This window comes from Segetibacter aerophilus, assembly GCF_007991655.1.
Lineage (GTDB): Bacteria > Bacteroidota > Bacteroidia > Chitinophagales > Chitinophagaceae > Segetibacter > Segetibacter aerophilus.
This window is the reverse complement of record NZ_BJYT01000001.1, coordinates 358,758-384,330: the sequence shown is the minus strand read 5'-3', so window position 1 is coordinate 384,330 and position 25,573 is coordinate 358,758. Positions and strand designations below refer to the sequence as shown.

Annotated in this window: 20 protein-coding genes; 11 read left to right on the top strand and 9 right to left on the bottom strand. The window is 39.9% G+C overall.

What is annotated here, in order from left to right:
• Nucleotides 1–28: 28 nt before the first annotated feature.
• The 5 genes from SAE01_RS01575 to SAE01_RS01555 form a co-directional block, all read right to left on the bottom strand.
• Nucleotides 29–2,488 (bottom strand): glycoside hydrolase family 95 protein, encoded by a 2,460-nt coding sequence (locus SAE01_RS01575; RefSeq protein WP_147201777.1) that lies wholly within the window; start codon nt 2,486–2,488, stop codon nt 29–31.
• A gap of 184 nt (nt 2,489–2,672) precedes the next feature.
• A complete protein-coding gene (locus SAE01_RS01570) occupies nt 2,673–4,271 on the bottom strand; it encodes a Na+/H+ antiporter (protein WP_147201776.1) in 1,599 nt (532 codons plus the stop codon).
• Nucleotides 4,272–4,481: 210 nt separating this feature from the next.
• Entirely contained in the window at nt 4,482–6,455 is a 1,974-nt protein-coding gene (locus SAE01_RS01565) for an OmpA family protein (protein WP_147201775.1), read from the bottom strand.
• Between the two features lie 228 nt (nt 6,456–6,683).
• Entirely contained in the window at nt 6,684–8,858 is a 2,175-nt protein-coding gene (locus SAE01_RS01560; RefSeq protein ID WP_170234052.1) for an Ig-like domain-containing protein, read from the bottom strand.
• Between the two features lie 129 nt (nt 8,859–8,987).
• The gene (locus SAE01_RS01555) at nt 8,988–10,625 is read right to left on the bottom strand and encodes a PAS domain-containing protein (RefSeq protein WP_147201773.1); all 1,638 of its coding nucleotides are present in this window, start codon (nt 10,623–10,625) and stop codon (nt 8,988–8,990) included.
• A 614-nt stretch (nt 10,626–11,239) separates the two neighbouring features.
• On the opposite strand from SAE01_RS01555, the gene SAE01_RS01550 reads away from it, so the two are divergent.
• The 7 genes from SAE01_RS01550 (at nt 11,240) to SAE01_RS01520 (ending at nt 16,638) form a co-directional block, all read left to right on the top strand.
• Complete coding sequence (locus SAE01_RS01550; protein ID WP_147201772.1) at nt 11,240–11,704, top strand: hypothetical protein; 465 nt, start codon at nt 11,240–11,242, stop codon at nt 11,702–11,704.
• Nucleotides 11,705–11,804: 100 nt separating this feature from the next.
• A complete protein-coding gene (locus SAE01_RS01545; protein ID WP_147201771.1) occupies nt 11,805–12,080 on the top strand; it encodes a hypothetical protein in 276 nt (91 codons plus the stop codon).
• A 49-nt stretch (nt 12,081–12,129) separates the two neighbouring features.
• A complete protein-coding gene (locus tag SAE01_RS01540) occupies nt 12,130–12,885 on the top strand; it encodes a TerC family protein (RefSeq protein ID WP_147201770.1) in 756 nt (251 codons plus the stop codon).
• Between the two features lie 43 nt (nt 12,886–12,928).
• Entirely contained in the window at nt 12,929–13,321 is a 393-nt protein-coding gene (locus SAE01_RS01535) for a hypothetical protein (protein ID WP_147201769.1), read from the top strand.
• Nucleotides 13,322–13,422: 101 nt separating this feature from the next.
• Nucleotides 13,423–13,968: a hypothetical protein gene (locus SAE01_RS01530; protein ID WP_147201768.1), complete on the top strand. Its 546-nt coding sequence runs from the start codon at nt 13,423–13,425 to the stop codon at nt 13,966–13,968.
• Between the two features lie 232 nt (nt 13,969–14,200).
• A complete protein-coding gene (locus tag SAE01_RS01525) occupies nt 14,201–14,692 on the top strand; it encodes a DinB family protein (RefSeq protein WP_147201767.1) in 492 nt (163 codons plus the stop codon).
• A 254-nt stretch (nt 14,693–14,946) separates the two neighbouring features.
• Nucleotides 14,947–16,638, top strand: a complete 1,692-nt coding sequence (locus SAE01_RS01520) for a sensor histidine kinase (RefSeq protein ID WP_147201766.1) — start codon at nt 14,947–14,949, stop codon at nt 16,636–16,638.
• A gap of 37 nt (nt 16,639–16,675) precedes the next feature.
• On the opposite strand, the gene SAE01_RS01515 is transcribed toward SAE01_RS01520, so the two are convergent.
• On the bottom strand, nt 16,676–17,137 hold the full coding sequence (locus tag SAE01_RS01515; RefSeq protein WP_170234051.1) for an Lrp/AsnC family transcriptional regulator: 462 nt from the start codon (nt 17,135–17,137) through the stop codon (nt 16,676–16,678).
• A 133-nt stretch (nt 17,138–17,270) separates the two neighbouring features.
• On the opposite strand from SAE01_RS01515, the gene SAE01_RS01510 reads away from it, so the two are divergent.
• From SAE01_RS01510 to SAE01_RS01495, 4 genes are all read left to right on the top strand, one after another.
• Entirely contained in the window at nt 17,271–18,074 is an 804-nt protein-coding gene (locus tag SAE01_RS01510; RefSeq protein WP_147201764.1) for an NIPSNAP family protein, read from the top strand.
• Between the two features lie 60 nt (nt 18,075–18,134).
• On the top strand, nt 18,135–18,599 hold the full coding sequence (locus SAE01_RS01505; protein WP_147201763.1) for a GNAT family N-acetyltransferase: 465 nt from the start codon (nt 18,135–18,137) through the stop codon (nt 18,597–18,599).
• A 46-nt stretch (nt 18,600–18,645) separates the two neighbouring features.
• Nucleotides 18,646–19,806 (top strand): acetyltransferase domain-containing protein, encoded by a 1,161-nt coding sequence (locus SAE01_RS01500; RefSeq protein WP_147201762.1) that lies wholly within the window; start codon nt 18,646–18,648, stop codon nt 19,804–19,806.
• A gap of 170 nt (nt 19,807–19,976) precedes the next feature.
• Nucleotides 19,977–22,850 (top strand): PAS domain-containing protein, encoded by a 2,874-nt coding sequence (locus tag SAE01_RS01495; RefSeq protein ID WP_170234050.1) that lies wholly within the window; start codon nt 19,977–19,979, stop codon nt 22,848–22,850.
• 102 nt (nt 22,851–22,952) lie between these two features.
• Here SAE01_RS01495 and SAE01_RS01490 read toward each other — a convergent pair whose 3' ends face one another.
• From SAE01_RS01490 to SAE01_RS01480, 3 genes are all read right to left on the bottom strand, one after another.
• Nucleotides 22,953–23,393: a hypothetical protein gene (locus tag SAE01_RS01490; protein WP_147201760.1), complete on the bottom strand. Its 441-nt coding sequence runs from the start codon at nt 23,391–23,393 to the stop codon at nt 22,953–22,955.
• 370 nt (nt 23,394–23,763) lie between these two features.
• Nucleotides 23,764–25,008 (bottom strand): hypothetical protein, encoded by a 1,245-nt coding sequence (locus SAE01_RS01485; RefSeq protein WP_147201759.1) that lies wholly within the window; start codon nt 25,006–25,008, stop codon nt 23,764–23,766.
• Nucleotides 25,009–25,056: 48 nt separating this feature from the next.
• Nucleotides 25,057–25,392 (bottom strand): potassium transporter KefB, encoded by a 336-nt coding sequence (locus SAE01_RS01480; RefSeq protein WP_147201758.1) that lies wholly within the window; start codon nt 25,390–25,392, stop codon nt 25,057–25,059.
• Nucleotides 25,393–25,573 lie beyond the last annotated feature (181 nt).

Below are 25,573 nucleotides of genomic sequence, written 5' to 3'. Positions count from 1 at the left end.
AAAACGTCCATTCCCTTTAACAACCCTATTATCCTGCGACCAGCGTATATACTTTTCCACTTTGCGTTGGCAGGTCGTACAATAACGTTTCTTTTAATTGCAAAGGTGTATTGGTAGCATTAGGTGATACAATTGGCGTGGCTGTTTCTTCTGTCTTGTAAAAAGGATTTGCATTTGTGCCGGTTGCTTTTTTTAATGAACCTGCCCCGCTTACTTTTAATGCATTTGGAACGCGCAAACGCAGGTTTCCTCCAAGATTTGAGCGCACAACCACCTTTACCAATTTGGCGTCGCGCCATTCAAGCCTCACCACTTCAAAGCCGCCCCTTGCCCTTATTCCGCTAATGTTACCTTTTTGCCAAACGTCCGGAAGCGCCGGAAGCAAATGCAGCGCACCGTCGGCACTTTGCATCAGCATTTCCGTGATTCCCGACGTACAGCCGAAATTGCCATCAATCTGGAAAGGCGCATGGGCATCAAAAAGGTTGTTATAGGTTCCGCCTCCACCCGGGTTAGTACCGACAGGGGAAAGCTGATTTTGAATAAGCTTATATGCATGGTTACCATCTAGCATTCTAGCCCACCAATTTACCTTCCAACCCATACTCCAGCCGGTGGATACATCGCCTCTTTGGATCAAAGTATTCCTCGATGCATTGTATAATTCGGGCGTGCGATACGGAGAAATTTGATTTGAAGGAAACAACCCGTATAGATGAGAGATATGGCGGTGATTATCTTTTGGATCGTCCACATCATCCAACCATTCCTGTAACTGGCTGTACTGTCCAACATGCATAGGCGCCAAACGGCTACGCATATTCTTTAGAGTATCAACAAAAGTCTTGTCTTTATTTAAAATTTGAGCGGCATTAATTGCAGTACTGAACACATCAAAAACGATTTGGTTTGACATGGTTACTCCCGCATCTAAAGCAGAATTCTGGTGTGCTTTCGGTGCATTTTCAGGCGACTCGTCCGGGCAAAGCACCAGCCAATGATACTTGGGATGTTCTACCAGGAAATCAGCATAAAACCGGGCAGCGCCTTTCAATGTGGGGTAAACTGAAGCGAGGTAAGATTTGTCGCCGCCGTAAAGGTAATGTTCCCAAAGATGTTGACTTGTCCAGCCACCGCCGTTATTCCAGACGCCATAAGTAGCTCCATCTACAGCCCCTGTTGCCCGCCACATATCCGTGTTGTGATGTGCCATCCAACCTCTTGCGCCATACATTTCTTTTGCTGTCTGTTGCCCCGTCTCAGACATTTCTTTTACCATTGTAAGAAACGGTTCGTGCAACTCTGCAAGGTTCGTTTTTTCGGCGGGCCAATAGTTCATCTCTGCATTGATGTTGATGGTGTATTTGCTATCCCATGGCGCATTGAGTTTATCATTCCATATCCCCTGGAGGTTCGCCGCCTGGCCACCAGGTTGAGATGAAGAAATCAGCAGGTAGCGGCCATACTGGTAATAGAGACTTACAAACTGTGGATCGTTCGTTGAATTAAAGGCTTTCAACCTTTCGTCTGTAGGAAGATTAGTGGTTGCAGCAGTTCCAAGATCTAATCGTACCCTGTTAAAATATTTTTGATAAGCTGCCACGTGAGCCGGTAAAATAGTAGCGAAAGATTTCGGAAATGCTTTATCGAGATAGCCTGCTGCTCTTACATTTTCATCACCGGTAATATCATGATAATTATTAAAGTTGGTTGCTATAGAAATATACACCGTTACTGCATTCGCATTGCTGATTGTAACAGAGGTATCATTTGCTGTAAGCGCACCTCCTTCCGGCTTCATTCGTACAATACCCTTGTAATTCAACATTCCTTTCACCGTTTCGTGATCAGAAGTAGTACCAAAAATGGTGAGTTCTTTAGATGCTGTTGTTTTGATTGTTGCTCTTTTTTGAGGCGTAGTAAAAGAAGCAGTAAATGAAATGCTCCCAGGTTTGCTTGCCGTCAACCGCATGGCAATGACCCGGTCGGGAAATGAAGCGAGTGCTTCCCTGGTGTAGGTCACGTCTCCCACGGTATACGAAGTTTTCGTTACCGCTCTTTTTATATCTAGTTCCCGACCATAGTTTGAGAAATTATCATGGCCGCTAAAAGTAAGTTGCAGGCTACCAACCGGTTCAAATTTTTGTCCGTGCGATTTCTTAGTAATGATGACTCTGTTGGCCAATCTTTCAGCATCTTTTTGTTTGCCTTCAAATATCAGCTGGCGGATAGCAGCTAAAGAGTCAATGGCCAACAGATTATCGTTACGGTTTGGACTGCCGCTCCAAACGGTATGCTCGTTTAACTGTATCGTTTCTTTTTCAACATTACCATAAATCATGGCACCTAATCTGCCGTTTCCAATAGGTAAAGCGTTCTCCCATGTTTTGCCTGCAGGCTTGTTATACCAAAGCTTCAAGGTTTGATTGTTTTGCGAATAGATTACGGAATCAAGGAACAATAAAAAGATGAAGGCTACCTTTCTCATTTGGCGATATTAAGATTTGAGTATCAAAAAATTAAGGGTAAGAATTTTTGAAGCGGAAAATTAACTGTTTTAAACAATATCGTACTTGATCAACAAAAACAGCCAATTGCCTTTATAACGCAAGCTAAATTAAGGGGGTTTGAATTGATCGTACCTAAGACTGCCTTTGTGGATGACCTTGCAATTAATGATACATTTCTAACTGTAACCGCGTTTCTTCCAGGTCAAGTTCTTTCTCAAGCTTTCTCAGTATTTCATCACTTGTCTTTCCCTGCAAATGTAGGCGCTCAATCACCTGTCGTTCGACACCTATCAGGTCTAATTGTAATTTGGTAAATTCATTAAAAATGTTTCCTGCAAGCGTTTTTCCTTGCCCGAAATAATTGGAGGGTAAGTCTGTTTTTTGCAGCCGGTTGTATTTTACTTCGTACTTACTTTTAATGTTATTGAGCAGTTCATCAGGTAATAAGGAAAGGTTCTCTTCTATATGCGATATTGTTTCGGCTACTACATTGGTTCTTACTTCATATTCCTCTGCAGCAATAGAATACTGGGGGATTTTTAATTTTTTAATAATCCATGGCAGGGTAAAACCGAGCAGTATAAGGGTAGATAAGATAACGCAGAAGGTAAGATAAATGACCAGGTTCCTATGGGGGAAGAGTACGTTGTTCTGAATGGTAAGTGGTAATGCCAAAGCTGCCGCCATAGACACTACTCCCCGCATTCCTGCCCAACCAAAGACAACCATATTACGGCGGTCAAACTGCTCCTTCTTTACGGTGTTTTTAGTGATATACAAACGGTGCATTGCAGCTGGCAAAACCCATATAAATCTTACCAGGATCACTACCGCACTTAATACGATTCCATAGAGTGCCAACGCCCCCGAAGGATATTCCTTTATACCTTCCATTACGCTTCGTAGCTGCAGGCCAAGTAAAATGAAAATAAGGCTGTTTAATATAAATACGACCACTTCCCAAACAGAGTAAGTCATTATCCTACTCTCATTTGTAAATATTTGTCCTGAACGGAAAGACAGGTATAGCCCTGTAGTAACGACAGCAAGCACACCTGAAAAATGAAAGTGTTCGGCAAGTAGGTATGAGGCAAAGGGAGCAAGAATGGTAAGTGTTACTTCGATAACAGAGTCACAAACAAATTTTTTATGGATCACGTATAAAAGGTAGCCAATCAACAAGCCGATGCCTATACCTGCACCCACTACAATTATAAAGTTCAGCCCCGCTTGCCAAAAGAAAAAGTTTCCTGCAGCAATAGCAGCGAGGGCATACTTATAAGCGATCAAACCGCTCGCATCATTTACGAGGCTTTCACCTTCGAGTATCGTGATCAACTTCGGGTGCAGCCCTAAACCTTTGGTAAGTGATGTGGCAGCAACTGCATCGGGCGGGGAAACTATGGCGCCAATTAGAAAAGCAAGTGGCCAGGTTACGCCCGGTATTAGCAAGTGTGCGGTCAATGCAACTAATGCGGTCGTAAAAAATACCAGTCCAACGGCGGCAAAAGTGATAGGTCTTACAGAAGCTTTGAAGTTGTGCCAGCTGGTATTCCAGGCAGCAGCATATAGTAGCGGTGGCAGAAAAAGAATAAATACAATAGTAGGATCCAGCAAAACCACGGGTAGTCCGGGAATCAGGCTGATGCAAACGCCCGACAAAACCAGCACAATAGGAAACGGGAAGTTGTAGCGTTTACTCAATAACCCTAAAAAAGTGATACCGAACAATAGTATCAATATAATGCTCACATTTTCCATTGCACAAAAATAAGGATGTACAAATAGCAGGTGCGGCAAAGAATGCTGTAGCCAAAAGATCTGGCCCTGCTGGATCAGGCTTCAGATGAGAAAGAATTTTTAAACAGTTAAACTAAAGACAGCTTTATCACAGCACGTACATACTGAAAAAACTAAAAGAGACAGGCGTCAATGCCTGTCTCCTTTAGTTTGATTGATTTTGTAAGCTTTTTACTTAAAAGGAACAATATCAATAATGACTGTTCTGTTATAGAAACGCTCTTCAGGAAGATTGTTTTCGAAAGGTGCATTTGCTGCATCCTCACCAAAGCCTAAGGTTTGAAAACTTACACCTTTCTTACCAGCTTTCGACAAAGCACTTTCAATGATTTTCTGTGCACTATTGGCTCTTTCAGAAGAAAGCGCATTGTTGTATTTCTCGTCGCCAATAATATCTGTATGACCATGAATAATAACCGTTCCGTTTTCAGGAATAAGAGGTGTTACAATATCAGTAAGAAACTTCGCATAAGAAGCAATTGTTTTTGATTTATCAAAATCAAACAGGATGCTGTAACGCAAACCTTCTTGTTTAGGATCATCCATTTTCACCAGGCTAACTGAGCTTTCTTTCTTTACAGCACGGCCGCTTTTGGTTTCTCCAAGCATTACTATTTTGTAGTTGCCTTGAGAATTGTTTCCTAAAATCGTTTTGCCTGAAACAGATCCCTGGTCTTTTGTAAAAGGTCCATAATGCTGAACTGTTCCTTGCTCATCTGTAACTTCCACATTCCATGATTTCAATAATTCATCAGCTCCTGTTGCATTGAAAAGAACATAGCTATCAAGTGGATCTTGTTGTACTGCTGTAATTTGTACAGGCTTTAAAAATGGTGAAGCAACCCCGCCAACCTGCAATAATAATTCAGGTGAGGTACTTACAATATCTACCCTGCGATCTCCTTCACGTAATAAACCAAGTTCTTTTGTTGCACCTGGTTGTTCTGAAGGAATAACCGGCTTGTCTCTTCCTTCTGTACTTATTCTCGAAGCATCGATACCAAAAGTTGATACTAAGTATTGTTTCACATTGTCAGCCATCAATTTTCCTTCTTTAGGATTTTTATCTGATGCTCCGCTTAATGCTATTGTAGTACCGGGATTTGCCCGAAGGCGATCACCTATTATATTTAGAATGTTATGATAGACTTCTAACTGCCTTACCGAACGGCCATTGTTTAAATTATTTGGCTGGTCTTGCTGCAATTGGTCTTCGTGAAATGCATTTGCCTGGGTGCGGCTTAATGCGGTATAACGCGCAGGTATTTCAGAAGAACCCTGGTTAAAAAATACTGAGTTACGAAGCGCAAAAGTTTCTTTCACTCGACGATTTAAGGGAACCACTTTAGGCGCTCTAACCGAGAACTGTATTTCTTTTTCCGGAGCGACTACAGGAACGTTTACTGGTTCTGATGTAGTTTTTGCAGCGGCTGCTTTTTTGGCTGTTCCAAATTTAAGTGCGATTCCGGTACGAACGGTGTATAAACACCATGATCCTATAGCACGAGGCGCCTGGCCAAAATTTGTTTGAAAAGATGCAAATGGTGAAAGGGTCCACTGGGTTGCACTTGCTCTTGCTGAAATTGGAATATCAATACCGGCACCTGCCTGGGCTGAGAGGACTGTTTTACGGACATCGCTCCAATCGCCTCTTTTATCCGTTTGTTTGGCTTGGATATAAGAAAAGCCCTTGCTTATATTGATGCCTATAGTTGGTCCGCCAAATATATAAAATGCAGATGAAAACGGTGCTATACGAATACTTGGCTCAATAGAGATGTAACTAAGATCTGTTGATAAATTTGCTCCGCAATTACAAGGGGCCATCACACTGTCGAAGCTTCCGCCCCGGTTGTCGTATGCTATGTTTAGCATACCTCCCAGTACTTTATTTGGACGGTATTCAGTTAGTAAAGATGCGTAAGGTTTAATGCCATCTCCTTTATGAAATGCAGTAGGAACCGTTAGGTTACTGTTTAGCATTTGTGTGGTACCACGGTAAGTATTAAAGTTTGCAGCCCCTGATTCGCCAAACCACCATTTTGGTTGTACCCGCTTTGTTTTTTGCGCATTACCAGCCACGCCGGCAATCATTAGAGAGAGGAACAGGAAAGCAAATTTCTTATTTGCTGTATAATGTGTCATAGAATGTTTTTTATTAAATATTTTATTTTTGTTGTGAAGCCAAAACAAGGGTTGGGATAACTTTTTCGATCCCCTACAGGTTGTTTTTGAAATGTTGTTTGCTTAAGAATTCGCTTTGATTGTTGCCTCTCAGTACAAGTGTACCAGTGAGTGACACAACGATGCTTGATTGAAAAACAGATGTTTGTAACCAGAGTTCATCTTAAGCAAACAACAGGTAATTTTTATCTAAGGAACATTGATAGTTGTGTTTACCAGTGTAACTGAAGCGTTCAGAGAAAGTGCCCTGCCGTTTAATACTGTTTGAACAGCATTGCCAGCGGTAGAGAATGTAACGCCTGCAGAAGCAATGATGGTTCCGACCATAACACCGCCGCCTGCACCGTTAATGGTAGCCGCGCTGCCGACGTACCAGAATACATTTTGAGGTAAGGCACCGTTGATCAGGTTTACACTTCGTGCACCTTGTGGTCCGGCAACACCTACTGTTAAGCCTGCCGCAGTTTGGAATACCCAGACAGCGTTAGGATCGCCTTTAGCATCAAGTGTAAGGTTTCCGTTTGTGATTTTGAAAGTGCCGCTTGCAGATTTATAAATTCCGGGTGCAAGGGTTAATCCCCCCAATTCACCGGCGCCTGGATCAGTACCGCCTGGCTTAGAAGCAGGCGAAATACTAAGGTAAGCGATGGTCGCATCAGAAAGACCCTTAGTTGCTACTGCAAACGAAGTGGCGTTACCAGGAGTTGGAGGAGCTGTATAAATTCTACCTTTTACATCTCCTACGTTTAAAGGCGTTTCAGTATAGATATCACCTGTTGTTCCATCATGGAAGCCGGTTATTAAAGTAGATGCACCAGTTGTACCAATACTTCCGTTGTTAATCACCGTATTTAATCCCTGGTTCGTTATACCTGCACTGCCACCAAATATTCCGAAAAGAGAAGCACTACCTATTGAGGGAGTCACTAATACCGGAGCCTGTGTAGTGAAACTCCACACATGGTTAGATAATAATGTATTTCCTGCGAGGTCTTTTGCGCCCGCGGTTATTGTCGCTGTATAAATAGTGTTGGGGTTTAAATTAGCGACAGGTGAAAAAGAAGCTTTTATACCTGAGTAAGTAACCGTTCCCGGTACAATTGCAGCGCCATTTTTTAATATAAACGTTGCCGTGTTGATTGATAAAGGATCCATTGCTTCACTAAAGTTTGCAGCAACTTTTTTATCAATTAATACATTCGTAGCATTATTAGCAGGGTCTGTAGAGATTACTGTTGGTCTTACTATATCAGCTGCAGCACCTGTTGTAAAGCTCCAAGTATAATTTGTTGCAAGAGAATTTCCTGCAAGGTCTTTTGCGCCTGTAGTGATTGTACCAGTGTACACTGAATTAGGTAACAGGTTAGCCGATGGTGAGAAAGTTGCGGTTGTTCCTACATATGTTACAAAGCCTGTGATCGCTGTTGTTCCCTGCTGTACCGTAAAGGTTGTGGCATTTAAAGTAGAAGGGTCCATAGCTTCACTGAAGGTGGCTGAAACTTTTGTATTGAAGGCTACACCTGTAGCTGCATTTGCCGGAACTGTTGAAATTACAGTTGGTGCAATAACGTCTGCTAAAATACCTGTTGTAAAGCTCCATACATAACTGCCTACAAGGCTATTGCCAGCAATATCTTTTGCAATTGTAGTAATAGTAGCCGTGTAAGTGGTATTAGGCAAAAGGTTACCTAAAGGAGAAAAAACAGCAGTTGTTCCTGTATAAGTAACCGCTCCGTTTACCGCTGTGCCACCGCCAGTTGTATTTGTAAGGCTAAAGGCTGAGGTTGCAGACAAAGAGTCCATCGCTTCGCTGAAAGTAGCTGAAATGTTTTTGTTAAGTGCAACGCCGGTTGCTGCATTAATGGGGTCGGTAGCAGTAACAGTAGGTGCTATAATATCAGGACCTGAGCCTGTGGTAAAACTCCATACATAATTACTGATCATTGCATTGCCTGCGACATCCTCTACACCTGCAGTGATAGTGCCGGTGTAAGTTGTAGCCGGTGTAAGATTACTTGTCGGAGAAAATGTTGCAGTTGTACCTGTGTAGGTAATGACACCTGCAATAGGGGTAGTGCCTTGTGTTAATGTGAAAGTTTTAGCATTAATAGTTGAAGGATTCATACCCTCATTAAACGTAGCACTTACCTTACTGCTAAGAATTGTACCTTCTGAAAGATCTTTAGGGCTTGCAGAAATAACTATAGGGCATACGCCCGAAGTTCCTGCTTCCTCCATAACTTTTTTACATCCTGCAACAACAACCAGGAGTAATAATATCAGAAACGATTTGTTGTAGATGTTAGAATAACCTTTAATTAGCTGTAAAAGATTACTCGTAATAGCGAGCGTTTGTTTTTTCATAAATTTCATTTAATTGTCATGTCCGAGTATTAGACATAACAATTAAACGAGGAGGCATCAACTTCGATTGTTACACTGTAGTATCAAAAGGTTACAACATTCACACATGTTAAAACAATTCAATTTCTACTACTTCCCCTTCAGTCTTTTATATTCAGTGGGAGTAGTAGCAGTAACTTTTTTAAATTGATTTGATAAGTGGGCTACGCTGCTATACTGAAGTTTTGAGGCAATTTCAGTTAGTGAAAATTCATCAGCTTGAAGCAAATCTTTAACCCGCTCAATCTTTTGATTGATAATATACTGCTGTATAGAAAGTCCTTCCACTTCTGAAAATACGTTTGCCAAATAAGTATAATCGTATTGGAGTTTAGTACTCAGATAGTTTGAGAGATTTGTTACAAGCTTGTCGTGGGAATAATGCACCAGTTTAAAAACAATGCCTTTTATTTTTTCCACCAGTTTGCTTTTCTTGTCTTCACCCAATCCGGAGTCTATACTCTTTCTTTCATTATAGGGACTGATATCTCTTATAACTCCAACCATACGATAGGCTGTTTCATTAGCCCTTCTGAAGATACTTCCCCTATTAAATACTTTTGCAGTGGAGCCATCAGAACGTATAAGCCGAAATGTATGTTCCCAATGCCCGTAAGATGAAACAACTACATTTTGCAATCCTAGTTCAACGGATCTTCTATCATCGGGATGTAAATAGTTACGCCAGTCAGTTCTATTGACATTATTGCTTTCGTCTAAATAACCTAATAATTCATTAAAACCTTCACCTATGCATATTTCATCGGTCACAATATTCCAGTCCCAGAGTACATCCAGGCCAGCCTTAGCTTCGTGAAGAATATCTTTCTGCTCTTCTAATTTATTCTCGAGTTCCTGCAGCCTGCTTACGTCGTGTAAAGCACCGATCATGCGTACAGCTTTATGGTCTTCATCTCTCACAATGCTGGCTCTGCACGTGGTTAATGCTATAGAACCATCCAGTCGTTTCATTGTGAATGAGTCTTTCCAACTTTTGCTATCTGAAGCGAGGATTTGTTGCAACTTTTTCTCAACAACATCTTTTTCCCTTGGCAAAAGACACCGTCTTAAATCTTCAAATTTCACGAGATTGTTTTCCACTTTATACCCAAACACTTCTACAACACTATCTCCTACATAAATTTCACCTGACTCAATATCCCAGTCCCACATTACATCGTACGAGTTCTTTGCTATATACTTTATCCATTCGTTATTCTCAGCCAGCCTTACGTCTGATTTGGTTTGAGCTATAACAATGTTAGCAGCAACGATTTCGTCCTTTTTTACATCAATATTTTTTTGCTTAAGAATGCTTTGGCTCAAGTCAACAATTGTAGTAATTGCTTTTTCAGCGCCATTATCCATAAATACGGCAGAAGTGATTTGACACGGCAGGCTGCGACCCTCTTTATTTATTGCCGTAACAAAGGCGGTAGAATGCCCATTGGCGGTTCTTTGCTTTAGCATCTTTTTGAAGCTGTTTTCGCCGGCCGAAAAAATAGCACTTCTGCTTTTATTTACGAGTTCCAAATTTGAGTATCCCAATAGTTTGCACGCAGCAGCATTGGCTGTTATTACCTTCCCGCTACTTACTAAAAAGATAATATTTGGCTGCAAAGAATGGTCGAAAGCAAGGTGATGAAGAGAATCTTTTGTGGCCGTCGTTCTTTTTCTTGAAATACCGGATCGTTTGTTACTGGTACCTTCTGGTATTTTATTCGTCATTCTTGGGAAGATAGGCTTTTGTAGAGCGATCGGAGTATAAACTTTCTACGTTTGGGTATTATTGTCGTCAAAAGCTTTAAAGCGTTAAATGGTTGCAGCACCAGCAATTTTTACAGATTCACAAAAGATGAAATGCATTGCTATCACTGTCTTTTTTAACCATTTGATTAATTATAATTGCTTAAGTTTGTTTCATGTCGGGTAAGACGCTAAATATGATTTCTTCAACGTTCAACAAGTACCATACTGTACTTGATATGCGCGATTGTTTTACCTGTTCGTTTACAGAGTTCCTTCCTTTTAATTCCGGAATGTATTACTACTCCAGCTTCAAAGCCTTTAAAACTATTACCCCCGCCTAAACATATTCTTCCGGGCGTGGGGAAGTAACTTTCTTTTCAGTTTTTACATTGAAATTGAAATACTATGTCTCGAAATCAAAATAGGGTTTCGTTTCTCAATAACACAACTCATAAGGATTTTATAAAGCCATTTTCTTAAGGCTTGCCGCAATATTTCTTGTTATATCGTATTGCGTTCTATTCGATTAATGGTTACTGTTCATTTCGAGAGCGGAAATAATTCATAGTTGTTATTGTAATAAAACATTCAAAATGAGAACGATTATAGTACCTCTATACGGGTATTTGAATAGCAGGATAAAGAAGCTTTGGAACTTAACAAAATTCGCAAAAAAAAGAAGTCTTCACTTTTCAAGCCACGACGAAGTTGGTGCTAATATTATGGCTTTGGATGTCTTAAAAAGAAAGCTTTTGTACGCGGCAAAAACACCTGGCACTACTTCTTGTTTAATTATAGACTTGAATGATTTGCAAGCTTGCAGCGTAAAAAAAGAATATAGCGGAATTGCACCGGGAGAACTGAAGTCAAAGAAACTTCATCACTTTTTAAAGAGTATTTTTTTAAACCTTGTTTTTAAGAACCGTACAGTTTCACTTCGCTTGTACGACGCGAAGAAGCAACAACAAGGCGGTGTAGAGCAACTGGAGACACAAGCAAAAAAGTGGCAAAGAGATCTTTCGAAATTATTGCCGGTCCACATGAAAGAAAGGGCCTGAAGTAGGTGATATCCCCCAATCGAAGGCTGCCACTTCAAAGGCCGAAAATTACTTTGAAGATTGTGCAGCCTCTTTTTTAAAAAACTCAAAATAAATTATCATGTCACATAATTCAAAAAGAAATAGCCAGGACAAAAAAACGTCTGTTTTCACTAAATCATTTCTTTTAGTGCTGGTTTTTATAAATGCTATCATTTTAAAAACAGCATTTGTTCATAATCCAAAATTGTATCCCGTTTTATTCATAACACTACCGCTGCTTGTGGTTACTTCCTTATTCCGTAAACAAAAAAAACGAGTTGTTTTAGATCAAAGTAAAGAAGTAGAATGGGACACTGCGGCTGGCGGTAAACCTTTTACAACTATAGAAGCATAACGTCACAAAGAATAGAATCAACTATTTCTTTGATAACAAATCAATCAATATGGAACAGATAATTGCTTTAGTAACATTGATATTATTGGAAGTAGTTCTAGGTCTTGATAACATCATTTTCATTTCGATTATTGCCGCAAAGCTTCCGGCACATCAACAGAAGAAGGCAAGGCGTCTTGGGATTATGTTAGCAATGGTTCTAAGACTGGCGCTGCTTACCATCATTTCAATTATATTAAAACTACAAGGCGAATTGTTTAGCATTTTCGGAAACAGCATATCAAGTAAAGACGTTATCCTAATTCTCGGAGGCCTATTTCTGCTCTATAAATCATCCTCAGAAATCTATCATAAGATCGAAGGCGAGGAAGGCGATGCGTCTACATCGTTAAAGGCGACTTCCTTTAAGAGTACAATCATTCAAATTTTAATACTAGACTTAGTGTTTTCTGTAGACAGCATAATAACCGCAGTAGGTATGGTAAATGAACTATGGATCATGTATGCAGCAGTTATAATAACAGTAGGCATTATGCTTTTTGCTTCTGAACCTATAAGCGCTTTTATAAATAAGCACCCTGCTTTTAAAATGCTCGCTTTGAGCTTCCTGTTGCTAATTGGCGTTTCTTTAATTGGTGAAGGGCTTAACTTCAATATCCCTAAAGGATATATTTATTTTGCTATTGCATTTTCTTTAGCTGTGGACGTTTTACAGATGAAAATGCATAAACCCAAACAATCGAAAGTGCAGCTGCATGAACATTACTTACAGGGGGAAGAAAAAGTGGAGAAGGACATTTTATAGCAATAGAGATCTTAAATAAAACATCAATTAATTAGTACCAGCAGTGCGTTTATCATTAACTATATTACTTTTCACTTTCGCCTTTTTTGTTAGAGGCAATACGCACATCTACAAACATGTTGGGAATGAGATAGTCTCGAAAGCGGAAGCAAGTAATCCAAACGTTCATAGCACAAATGATGTAGCAGGAAATTACTCAACAAAGAGCCACGAATTAAAGCAGGGAGTTCTACATAATACTAGTGAAATCTTACGCTCACAACACCGCCACGTTTCTACATCAGTAGAAGCGCGTCATTTTCTAGATGGCTTCTTTTTATCGTTCATTGCATACTACTCAGCACGACACATTAACGCAACTGACGATTGCATCGTTCATCACATAGCTACTGATAGGGCGCTACTAATAATTTACCCCTATCATTCCTTCTGGTAGTAATACAAATACTTATTTCTATTTAATTATCACAATGTGAAAAACCATTGTAGTACCTCTATTATCTAAACCGTTGTAAACACAGCAAAAAATATATTATCATGAACGAAACATTGTTTATAACCGCCATCATTTTAGGCGCGATCTTCCTATTTATTATCCTGTTTATATTATTACACAAAAGGGGGCAAAATAAAAAAACCGCCCAACAAAAAATTCTATTGGCTGATGTTGTTTGGAAAAACAAACTTCAATTATTACTGCAGGAAACGATAAACAATTATCTATTAGCGGTTGATAAGGTGAACTTCATTCTCCTGTATATCGACTTTGGCAACGAAAAAGAAGAAGTTGTTTTAATAGACTTGTGGCAAGTAAAAACGATAAAAGTGACCACAGAAGACAACAGTATCTACGAGCAAAGAAAAGGCAAATCAGTGCTCGTTGACAAGCAGGTGAGCAAGTTGCAACTTGAATTAACGTTAATTGATGAACAGCAAAAAAAGAACCTGGTTTTATATGAATACAAAGACGGAATGCAAAATCTGATGGAGATAAAAAGAAGAGCTGATTACTGGTGTCAATTGATCAATAAAGCGGTTAAAGAGTTACCACATCCTTCAACGCAAAGTTCAAAATATGCTTAATATTTCGCCGATCTTTTCTACACATCCTCTTTAAGTTTTAGCGATAACTATGGGGGCTGCCGGAATACTACCGTAAACCTGCGGCCCCCTTGTTATTGTAAAGCGCACCACAGCGGCGTTATAGGAAGCTGGGAATTTTGAGAAAAAAGATGTTGTAATCTATGTATCAGTCGAACTATTAACTGCTACATTTGAACACATTGATGAAGAAATTATTAATCAACCACATCATATGCTCAATCAATCTTTTATTGCCGAACTACAATATGAAGCTGCATCTACCAAAAGAATATTGGAGAGAGTTCCCGAAGGTAAATTCGACTGGAAGCCTCATGCTAAATCAATGACTTTGGGCCGCCTTGCTTCGCATGTGGCCGAATTACCGGCATTTCTAAATTCTATCCTAACCCTGCATGAATTTGATTTTGCTAAAGGGCATTACAAATCTTCGCATGCAAATACGCCTGAGGAACTGATGACAGTTTTTCAACAGAAATTGGACGAAGTTGTGCAAACTCTGCAAAATACAAGCGATGAGAAAATGCAGGCGAATTTTACATTGCGTAGTGGCGAGCATGTGTTTGCTACTATACCCCGTATGATAGCCGTTCGTTCAATGGCCATGAACCATCTTTTTCATCACCGCGGGCAAATAGCAGTTTACCTACGTTTGCTCGATGTTCCGGTTCCGGGGTTATATGGTCCAAGTGCAGACGAAATGTGACGAAGCCTCTTGACCAACACTATCACTCATTTATAAGCCGCCAGAATAAGCTCGATTTATTTTTGCCTGTGCCGACGCAAAATGAAGTAGTCGTTTAAATGCACCTACTCCTACAAGAGAGTCAACATTCTTTTTAAAACGTACAAGGCCCTGGAGTATAACTAAGAACTGAAACCCCCTAACGTTTGAATTAAATTTCTTTCAACCAATCTCTGGGGATATTTTTGATCTTATCAGTTAATTTGATTTTTAGAATGGCAGCAAAAGAAGCAGAAACCTTTCCTTTTCTCAGAGGTGGTGGCGAAATGGGTGAACTTATTCGTGCTAAGGACTGGAGTGATACACCGCTTGGATCACCGGAATGTTGGGAAGCAAATTTACGCGCTGCAATCAGCATACTTCTTAACTCGCAATTTCCAATGTTTATATGGTGGGGCCCTGAAGAAACAACTATTTATAACGACCCGTACAGGGCTATTCTAGGCAAAAAACATCCGAATGCATTGGGAGCCCCGGGATCAAAAGTGTGGTCCGAAATATGGGATGTCGTGGGGCCCTTGGCGCTCCGGGTTCAGAAACAAGGGGAATCCAATTGGGCAGAAGACCAGTTGCTATATATCAATAGACTTGGCTACCTGGAGGAGAGTTATTTTACTTTTTCCTATAGTCCTATTTCGGACGAACGGGGCGGTATAGCCGGTGTTTTTTGTGCCTGTACTGAAACTACGGAAAAGGTATTGGCCACACGAAAACTTAAGGAGAGTGAACAAAGCCTCCGCAATATCATCTTACAGGCGCCAGTTGCTATGTGTATTTTACGAGGGTCTGATTTTGTCGTCGAAGTAGCCAACGAAAAGATGTTTGAGCTATGGGGAGTAGCGCGGGAGGGCGTGATCGGAACACCTTTATTTGAGGCGGTAGCCGAAGCTAGAAATGAAGGATATGAAGAACTGATGACTCACGTACTTACCACTGGTGAACCTTACCGTGGAAGAGAGCAGCCTGTAAGTTTACCACGTAATGGAAGAGTAGAAACTGTTTTCATCAATTTTAGTTATGAAGCCATTCGTGAACTGGATAATTCTATTTCAGGAGTGATGGCAATGGTGACAGATGTGACTGAACAAGTGATAGCACGGAAAAAGATAGAGGACCTCGTACTGAAGCGAACGGAGGAATTAGCTAAGGCGAACGATTCACTGGTTAAAACCAACCGGGAGCTTGCCCGTTCAAACGCGAACCTCGAGGAGTTTGCTTATGCTGCATCTCATGATATGAAAGAGCCAATACGTAAGGTGATCGTATTTGCTGGCCGTTTGAAAAACAGCTTGGGAGAACGAATGAGCGAGAGTGAAATGCGAATGTTTGAACGCATGGAAAAAGCAACGGAGCGTATGGGCCTTTTAGTGGACGACCTTTTGATGTTCTCTCATGTAAGCGAACGGCCCTTAGAAATGGAAGACGTTGATTTGAATAAGAAACTGGAAAATATTCTGGCAGATCTGGAAATTCTGATTGAAGAAAAGCAGGCCCGCATCACAACAACTAAGTTGCCCATAGTTAAAGGATATCGCCGGCAACTTCAACAGCTTTTTCAAAATCTTGTCAGTAATGCTTTAAAGTACAGCAAGCCGAATATTGCGCCTGAAATTTCCATCACATGCGAAATGGTTATGGGCCATGAGTTGCCGTTTGTTGAGTTGCAGGAACAGCAGGAGCGTTCTTTTTACGAGATAAAAGTTAGTGATAACGGAATTGGATTCGAACAGAAATTCGCAGAACAAATCTTTGGGATATTTCAGCGATTGCATAGAAAACAAGATTATGAAGGCACTGGCGTTGGTTTGTCAATTGCGCGAAAAGTGGTAGAAAATCATTATGGCCGCATTTGGGCCAATAGTGTGTCTGGTCAGGGATCGACTTTCCATGTATTACTACCGGTCTAGAAATGGTACTATATTAATGCGGCGCGATTGAGACTGGTCACTTCTTGCTCACCACCTTCGCATCAGTATTGCTTGACAAAATTATTGACGTACTTGTTTCTCCAAATTCCTGCAACCGCTCTATAATATTTTCTAATTCTTTTGTTGAGGCGACGATGACTTTTAGCATAGAACAATGGGTACCAGTAATGCCATACCACTCCATTACTTCCGGCATTTTATCTACCATTTTTATCATGTCGCTATGAGAAATCTTTGTCGCTTTATAGTGTATAAGTACGGGCACACTTAGACCTAACTTATCATAATCAACAACCGTTCGGTAACCTTTTATGTAACCTTCTTCTTCCAATTTCTTAATCCGTTCCGCTACTGCCGGTGCAGACAAACCAATTCTTTTTCCAATTTCTACAATCGTAATGCGAGCATTCATTTGTAGCTCCTGTAAGATTTTCCAGTTAAAATCATCCAAACCTTTATTTACAAGTTCTTTTGCCATAATAAACATTGAAAGTAAAGTAAATCATGTCAAAAAACATGAAATATAAAGCGGTAAAAATGGCTTGTACAAATAGCTTTAACTCGTCTTATTGCGAGATGAATTGCTTACAATTTCTAATAAAACAAATACAATGAAGATTTGGAAAAAGGCCCTTTTGTTAACGCTGATTGTTTACCCATTCATCACGTTTGGTCAATTGAGGAACGAACTAAGTGCCAATAAGAACTTAGCAGTGATAGAACTACGGAACTATCTTTTGCGGCCTGGCCAAAGAGAAAACTTCACAAATTTGTTTGAGGCCAATTTTATCATTTCACAGCAAGAAGCAGGTAGTTGCACGCTGGGTCAGTATAAGGTGAAGGGTGCTGAAAACCACTTTTTTTGGATCAGGGGCTTCGAAAGCATGGCATCAAGAAACAAAGCTTTGAACGATTTTTATACAAGTATCATTTGGAAGCAAAATAGAAGTACAGCTAATTCGATGATACTAAACAACGACAACGTACACCTTTTAAAGCCGTTGAATATATCAGACAGTACGAACGAAGCAAGCTTCAATTCCAACTGGTTTGGAAGACAAAAAGGCTTTGCTGTTATTGACTTCTATATTTCTAACACTAAGCTTGATAAATTGATCGAGTTTGTTAAGAAGCAGTATAGCTATATGTTAAGCAAAGCCAATATTGAAAATACTTCGTTTTGGGTGAGCGAAACATCTATAAATGATTTTCCAGCTTTGCCTGTTTTCCAGGATAAAAATCTATTGGTGCAAATTAGTTTTTACAAAGACGAACTGGAGTATCGCACTAAAATGAAAGCGCTTAAATCAGAGATGAATGATCAACAAGAAACGGACATGGCAGATTTAGTAACGGTAAAAAACACCCTGCTTATTTATCCGACAAAAAAATCTTTTTCATATTCACAAAAATAAATTCACTTACAATTTCATTTGTTATAAGTAAACATTTAAAGCGGCGCAAAAATTAATACGATGGCGGAAATAAGAAAAGCATCAATAGAAGATTTGGAAGTTTTAGCAACCTTATTTGATAATTACAGAATATTCTATAAAAAAGCTTCGGACCTTGAAAACGCAAGAAAGTTTCTCTTTTCGCGCATTACAAATAATGAATCTGAAATATTTATTTGTTTTAGCAAAGAAAATGTCGCCGTCGGATTTGTTCAGCTATATCCGCTGTTTTCATCGACTCGCATGCGAAGGTTATGGCTGTTAAACGATTTGTATGTGGACGAGCATCACAGAGGTAACGGGTATTCGAAAAAACTGATCGAGAGGGCAAAAGAACTTTGCAAGTCAACAAACGCTTGTGGACTAACGCTAGAAACAAGCAAAGAGAATAGTATTGGAAACAGGCTCTACCCCGCGGCGGGTTCTTTATTGGATAACGAACATAACTATTACAGTTGGGATAATACGACGACAGAAAGTACCTAGCTAACCCTACCTATCCGCCAAATCTTTTTAGAACTAAGTAGTAAATATGAAACGAATTAATAGTATAGATTTTACAAGAGGACTGGTAATGATAATTATGGCTCTTGATCATGTTCGTGACCTGATACATGTAGATTCCATTGCCGAAAGTCCTACAAATTTAGCCACCACGACTCCTGTTTTATTCTTCACCCGTTGGATTACTTACTTATGTGCTCCCACATTCGTTTTTCTTGCAGGCACATCCGCATACCTTTCTTTCCGCAAAGACAACAACCTGGTAAAGAGCAGGAACTTTCTTTTAAAGCGTGGCTTATACCTGGTATTGCTTGAATTTCTTGTTGTCAACTTAGGGTTGTTCTTCGACGTTGGTTACCATACGCTCATTTTCGAAGTAATTGCTACCATTGGCGTAGGCTTTATCATTCTTTCATTGTTGCTGAAGTTATCATTACGCACCATTGCCATTATCGGGCTGGCTATTATCTTTTTACATAACCTCTCTCCTATTATTCCTTTAGGGGAAACATCTTTACTAAAAAAGGTACTTACGCCTTTCTTTGCACCTGCTGCATTTCCCTTTTCTAATAGAGTATTTGTGATGGCTTATCCTCCTATACCATGGCTGGGTATTATGCTTGCAGGCTTTGCATTAGGAAGGTTTTTTGAATTGCCCGAACCGAGAAGAAAAACACTGTTTTTAAAAATTGGAAGTGCTGCTATTTTGTTGTTTGTTCTTGTTCGTTTTATAAATGTGTACGGCGACTCAGTTCCTTGGTCCTCACAAAAAAATGCAGTCTTTACATTTTTATCTTTTATGAATGTTACTAAGTATCCGCCATCCCTGGTTTTCTGCCTCATCACTTTAGGCACTATGTTCTTGTTTCTTGCCTTGTCCGAAGGGGCAAAAGGCAGGTTAACAGATGTGCTTTCTGTCTACGGAAAAGTGCCGCTATTTTATTTTCTTGTTCACTTTTTCCTCATTCATTTTATCCTGTTAGGTATCCTGCTTTTACAAGGCGTTCATTTAGACCAGATGGAGTTTGCTTCAGGAACATTTGGCAGACCTAAAGGGTTACAGACCGGTCTACCTCTTTCTGCTATTTATTTAATTTGGGTAGGTGTCGTAGCCATTTTATACAGGCCTTGCAAGTGGTTCGGTCAGTATAAAGCAAAGCATAAAGAGTGGTGGTTGAAATACATCTAGCTATCGATCTTCTGGTACCATTATTTAGAAAAACGAAAAGGTGCCTCAAAATACTTAAAACTTCATAGAGGTTACACGTAGCCTTACCTTGATAAAATGCGCCATTTTTACGCTTGATATAGGATGCGACTTGCTGTTTTTTAATGATGGGATACATAATATCTCTACATTTGAATTTAACAGTAATCGTTGTATTAATGCAAGTAACAGGATCTGATTGGCTGATGAATTTAAATGGCGGAGGTGAGGTGGGCGCACTTATGCGTTCGAAGGATTGGAGCACTTCGCCCCTTGGTTTACCTGACACCTGGCCTGAGACTTTACGTAATACAATTAGTCTGCTGTTGGCTTCACGCTTCCCAATGTTTCTGTGGTGGGGAGAAGATACCGTTATGTTTTACAACGATGCCTATTTGCCAATTGCAGGTAAAAAACATCCGCAGGCATTAGGAGGCAAAGGACATGAAGTATGGAGTGAAGTATGGGCAGAAGTAAAGCCCATGGTTAAAGAAGTGTTTGATAAAAAACAGGCTACACTGGCAGAAGATCAACTGCTGGAAATTAACAGGCATGGTTACGTTGAGGCTGCTTATTTTACCTACTCCCACAGCCCCGTTTTTCTTTCGTCAGGAGAAGTCGGAGGGGTGTTTTGTGTGGTTACTGAAACAACAGAAAAAGTACTTGCAACTGAAAGGATTAAAAATCGAGAGCAGCACCTTCGTCATTTGTTTACGCAAGCTCCCGTAGCAATCTGTATTGTTCGCGGCCCTGATTATATATTCGATTTTGCCAACGAAAACATGCTACTTTTTCTTGGCCGAACTTCTGCCATCATAGGAAAACCCATACTTGAAGCACTACCCGAAGCAGACTCGCAGGGATTAATTGCGATATTAGAAAACGTTAGGTTGACAGGTAAGCCTTATTCTATTGCAGCCTTCCCTGCCACCTTGTTGATTAACGAAGTAAGGGAACTGCGCTATTTCGATTTGGTTTTCAAACCCTATTACGAAAATGCTTCAGCTGCAGAAATCAGCAGTATATTTTGCGTAGCTCACAACGTAACGGAGCAAGCCCTTACCAGAAAAAAGCTGGAACAAAGTGAAAGCACATTACAGCAAAGAGTGGAAGAACGAACTGCTGACCTGGAACAGCAAAAACTATTAGTAGATAGTATTCTAAATGCCTCCTTTAACGGCATCTACGCGCTAAAAGCAGTCCGTAATAGTGAAGAAGAAATTGTTGATTTCCGTTACTTGTTCGCGAACAAAAACATCACTGCCCCCCTGCAGCTTTCTTCAGAAGAAGTTATTGGAGCTTCCATGTTGGCAATAATTCCGGAGAATAAAACAAACGGCTTTTTCCAGCTTTTTTGTGAAGTTCTTGAAACAGGTAGACCAGTACATGATGTAACACATTTTGTAACAACTGGTATTAGTAACTGGTATGACTATGTGATTGTTCCTACTGATAAGGAAACTGTGGTAGTTACAATTCGCGACATCACCGAACAAAAGTTAGCGAGCCTGCAAATTGAAGAGCAACGGAACTTACTGGATAACATTATGAAATACTCGCCTAGTGGCATAACGGTAACCGAAGTAATTCGTAATGATTCGGGTGATGTGATTGATGGAAGAACGATCATAGCTAATGCAATGTCTGAGAAGTATGTAGGTATGCCCTTAGACCAGATGCTTGACAACAAAATTTCCGAAAATGATCCTAATATTTTAACGAGCCCAATTTTCAAAAAAGCCCTTGAGACCCTTACAACAGGCGAGCCCTTTATCATGCAATATTATTTTGAGCCTACAGAGAAATGGCTCGAATTATCTGTTGCTAAGATGAACGAGGATAGCCTGATTAATGTTTTTACCGACGTAACTACCATTAAAAAAGCGGAACTGGAAATCAGGCAGACAGTTAAGAGGCTAGCTGCTGTTTTTAATGCTGCACAATCTGGTATGTTTACTTTTTCACCCGTTTATAATGACGCTCGTGAAATCGTAGATTTTCGTTTTGTAATTACCAACGCAAACTTTGCAGCATACGTAGGGCAAACTCCCGAAGTACTAGCTGGAGCATTAGGCAGTACATGGTTTCCCGGATATATAGGCAATGGGACGTTTGAAATGTATAAGAAGACTTTTATAACTGGAGAAACACAGCGGCAGGACATACATTATAACGTAGACGGACATGACTTATACCTCGACCTAATGAGTACCAAGGTCGGTGAGGAAGTGCTGGTTACTTTTACTGATCACACTCCCCTTAAAACCGCTCAGTTTCAACTGGAAAAACATATAGAAGAACTGAAACGATCTAATGCAAATCTCGAAGAGTTTGCACATGCCGCCTCGCACGATTTGAAAGAACCTGTGAGAAAAATGCAAGTATTTTATAGCCGGCTGAAATCAAGTTTCAGTTCTCTAAGTAATGAACAGCAAAATTTGTTTGACCGGGTAGAAGATGCAACTCATAGAATGAGTTTGTTGATAGACGATCTTTTAGATTACTCTCAAATAAGTATGGGTATTGACTTGCTTGAAAAAGTTGACCTTAATAAGAAATTGGAGACAGTAATTCATGATTTGGAAATTGCTATTGAAGAAAAAGGTGCATTTGTTGAAATTGGAGAGTTACCAATAGTTGACGGACATAAAAGGCAGCTACAACAGCTTTTTCATAATCTCATTCAAAATGCTCTAAAGTATAGTCAGAATAATATAACGCCACACATTACCGTGACTGCTGAGATCGTAACAGGTGAAACGTCGTCGTTTGACCTTCCCTTAGAAAAGAAAAATCATAGGTATCACCTAATCAAGGTGCAGGATAACGGTATCGGGTTTCAACAAGAATATGCCGAGCGAATTTTTAGAATGTTTCAAAGGCTGCACGGAAAAGCGGAATACAGCGGCTCAGGCGTTGGCTTAGCCATTGTGAAAAGAGTGGTGGAAAATCATAACGGGTACATTGCTGCTGAAAGCAATCCCGGAGAAGGAGCTACTTTTAAAATCCTACTGCCAATAGTTTGAAACTGACTAGATCAGAAAGATTTAAAAGTAACTGGAGCGGATAGTACTGGCACTGTTTCAGCAGAAGTTTTTGTAGCAACTACTTTGGCCTAATGACAAGAATTAAATTTTAACTTGTAAAGTATCTAATGCCGAACCCTGTGGTAAGGCCTCCCCTTGAACGTAGGACATCTGTGATTTTCTGGAGGCATAAGAAACCGTATAGTAAGCGACTAAAGTTTCTCTATTGTCGAATACGTTGTGTACACAAACCTCTCTGTACATCGCATTGGAATAGTTAGGAAAATTTCGCACGCTTCCTTTATCCAAAACTTCCTGCCAAACTATCTCTTCCTTGCCATTTGTAAGCCGTGAAATAGTTAGGGACACCGTAGCTTTTTCTTTTTTGTAAATGGGAGCAGAATAATCAGTGCCTGCAAACACTAAAAAACGAACCGTCTTATTTTGGGGCTTTTCAAAAATAATTTGTCTTATTTTTTTGCCATATAAAGTTGCAGCACCACTAATTAGAAAAACTACTAACATCAAAATAACCTTCTTCATAAACCATATTTTTAATTAAAAAAAATGGCAGCATCATCATTTCATCCAAATTTATTTTAAGGATTTGCCTACCATTGACAAAGGACATGCCGTTAAAATTCAACACCTTTTTTCCTGATTTTCATGCCTTTTGGTATTCAACAACGCATAAATGGCAGGAAGTATTGCGCCATTATGTTTAAAATTGTGGCAGCAACAGATAAACAAACGTTCGTTAGTGGAACTTATTCCCGATTAAATTTTATTGATTTTAGAGTAATAAGAGTGGTCCTGCAGATCACTTGTTAAAAAGTACTACAACTCTACGGGACAAAGCTTTAAGTGTTACTTGATAGCACGCATATATCTGCTCTTGACTTTAAACACCTGTCTATTTAAACCCAAAAATCAGCGGGAATATGAAGGTTACGATTACAGCCCACACAATGTAGACGGGCAGGTAAGATGCTATTACTTTCCCAACCCCATCAATTGGAGCCTTTTTAGAAAGTACACGGTACAGTTGCCCTGTTACCAATAAAAGATTAATTAGAATTAACACGTTGCCACCTAACACTGCCGCCCTGTTTGGAGTAATTCCTCCATCTGTAATCCGAAATAAGATGGCAGACAATGCTATGCCGTTAACAACGATTGTTACAATAGAAAGAAAGAAAAGTATCCAAGTCTCTGTTTGGCTTTTAGTTGTCTTTGATCCTTCTGCGATGGAAAAGAAAATAATTGCCATCACACCAAGTAATAGGGCATTAAAAACAAGTAAAAATTCACGGTCGTTGTATGGATCTTTTTGGGAGTAGATCATCGCAACCAGGTAAATTACCAGCATCACTAATACTAAAGGGCTGAAAATTTTGGCGATCACAGGAGAAACTCTACCAACGAGCTGCGGGTTGGTTTGCGTAAGGTAAGTGCCTACAATAGGTGCGGAAGCAAGACCGAAAATTCCAACATACTCGAAATATACTTTCTCGATATTGAAACCTATTAGCGAAAACAGACCGATAGTAATGCCGGTCATAATGCCGCCGGCGATTAGAATGAGGGCCGTCATGACTACGAGATCACCATTAAACTTTAAGAAACCAAGCCGCTTCTCATTGTCATTGCGCGACCCACCAACAAATGCAAAACCAAGTACCGACCATAAAAATAATAGCAAGTGAATACACGATAAAATTAGTGTGTCGCTCTTGTTTTCGTTGGGAAGAAAATTGATAAAAACAGAGCTGGCAAGGAATGCTACGGCAATAAAAAGACTTTTACCGAGCGACAAATTATTCTTCCAGGCAAAGTATGCTGACAATACAGGGAATATGATAAAACCAACATTTCTCCGGTAAAAATCTTCTTCTTGCAAGTTGAAAAGTGCGGGTAGCTTGGCAATGATACCTGCCACCAGGCAAGCGACGAGCACAAATAATAGTTCTTTCCCCGAGCCCCAGCTAATCTCATCATTTTCATGATTCAGCCTTTCATTCCAAAAATCAGCCAAAGTGTTGCCTTTAAGTTCGTCGTATTGGGCATTGAACTCTTTTTTAAAAAGCGTCTTATTGGTTCTAAACAGCTTCTCGAGCTGCTTTGGGTCATCTTTATATTTGAGTATCTCGTCTCTCATTGTGTATTGCTTATACTTGTTTTAAATAGTATTACTATGATCACGGGCTTAGTCCCACATTGTTCCGTCTAATCCTAAAACGGTTCCGAGCCATAATCCAACAATAAATACAATTACGCTTATGATGATAGCAAGCGCCTTATTTACCCCAACCCGTTTGTGAAACTGAAGAATAAAGCAGTTACACAACCCTCCCATTGCTCCCGCTAATGGAACAATAATCAGCGGCCTTATCATCCAGAACCTCCCCCATTCAGGGTTGGGTTTTCCTGCTGGAAACAGAAAAAGTGAGATCAGTAATAAACCAATGCCTGCGCCGACCAGCATGCGCTTAACTAACGAAGCTTCATTGAGATGAGATGTTGAATTACCAGAGTGTGTCATAAGATTGCTTGTTTAAATTATAAAAGTTGCTGTAGTTTAAAGTGCTTTGAATTTCAAAGTATAGCGGCAAAAAAATATAAATATTACTTCCATTCATCTTTTATGCTTTTGTACAGAGCCGAAGAAAATTTCGTAATGATTGGTTGCTGCATCTTATAAATATTTGTGGTACTAAAAGTAC

Coding starts and splice junctions, on each gene's coding strand:
- SAE01_RS01575 (WP_147201777.1), bottom strand. CDS start 2,488: ATGAGAAAGGTAGCCTTCATCTTTTTATTGTTCCTTGATTCCGTAATC.
- SAE01_RS01570 (WP_147201776.1), bottom strand. CDS start 4,271: ATGGAAAATGTGAGCATTATATTGATACTATTGTTCGGTATCACTTTT.
- SAE01_RS01565 (WP_147201775.1), bottom strand. CDS start 6,455: ATGACACATTATACAGCAAATAAGAAATTTGCTTTCCTGTTCCTCTCT.
- SAE01_RS01560 (WP_170234052.1), bottom strand. CDS start 8,858: ATGAAAAAACAAACGCTCGCTATTACGAGTAATCTTTTACAGCTAATT.
- SAE01_RS01555 (WP_147201773.1), bottom strand. CDS start 10,625: ATGACGAATAAAATACCAGAAGGTACCAGTAACAAACGATCCGGTATT.
- SAE01_RS01550 (WP_147201772.1), top strand. CDS start 11,240: ATGAGAACGATTATAGTACCTCTATACGGGTATTTGAATAGCAGGATA.
- SAE01_RS01545 (WP_147201771.1), top strand. CDS start 11,805: ATGTCACATAATTCAAAAAGAAATAGCCAGGACAAAAAAACGTCTGTT.
- SAE01_RS01540 (WP_147201770.1), top strand. CDS start 12,130: ATGGAACAGATAATTGCTTTAGTAACATTGATATTATTGGAAGTAGTT.
- SAE01_RS01530 (WP_147201768.1), top strand. CDS start 13,423: ATGAACGAAACATTGTTTATAACCGCCATCATTTTAGGCGCGATCTTC.
- SAE01_RS01525 (WP_147201767.1), top strand. CDS start 14,201: ATGCTCAATCAATCTTTTATTGCCGAACTACAATATGAAGCTGCATCT.
- SAE01_RS01520 (WP_147201766.1), top strand. CDS start 14,947: ATGGCAGCAAAAGAAGCAGAAACCTTTCCTTTTCTCAGAGGTGGTGGC.
- SAE01_RS01515 (WP_170234051.1), bottom strand. CDS start 17,137: ATGGCAAAAGAACTTGTAAATAAAGGTTTGGATGATTTTAACTGGAAA.
- SAE01_RS01510 (WP_147201764.1), top strand. CDS start 17,271: ATGAAGATTTGGAAAAAGGCCCTTTTGTTAACGCTGATTGTTTACCCA.
- SAE01_RS01505 (WP_147201763.1), top strand. CDS start 18,135: ATGGCGGAAATAAGAAAAGCATCAATAGAAGATTTGGAAGTTTTAGCA.
- SAE01_RS01500 (WP_147201762.1), top strand. CDS start 18,646: ATGAAACGAATTAATAGTATAGATTTTACAAGAGGACTGGTAATGATA.
- SAE01_RS01490 (WP_147201760.1), bottom strand. CDS start 23,393: ATGAAGAAGGTTATTTTGATGTTAGTAGTTTTTCTAATTAGTGGTGCT.
- SAE01_RS01485 (WP_147201759.1), bottom strand. CDS start 25,008: ATGAGAGACGAGATACTCAAATATAAAGATGACCCAAAGCAGCTCGAG.
- SAE01_RS01480 (WP_147201758.1), bottom strand. CDS start 25,392: ATGACACACTCTGGTAATTCAACATCTCATCTCAATGAAGCTTCGTTA.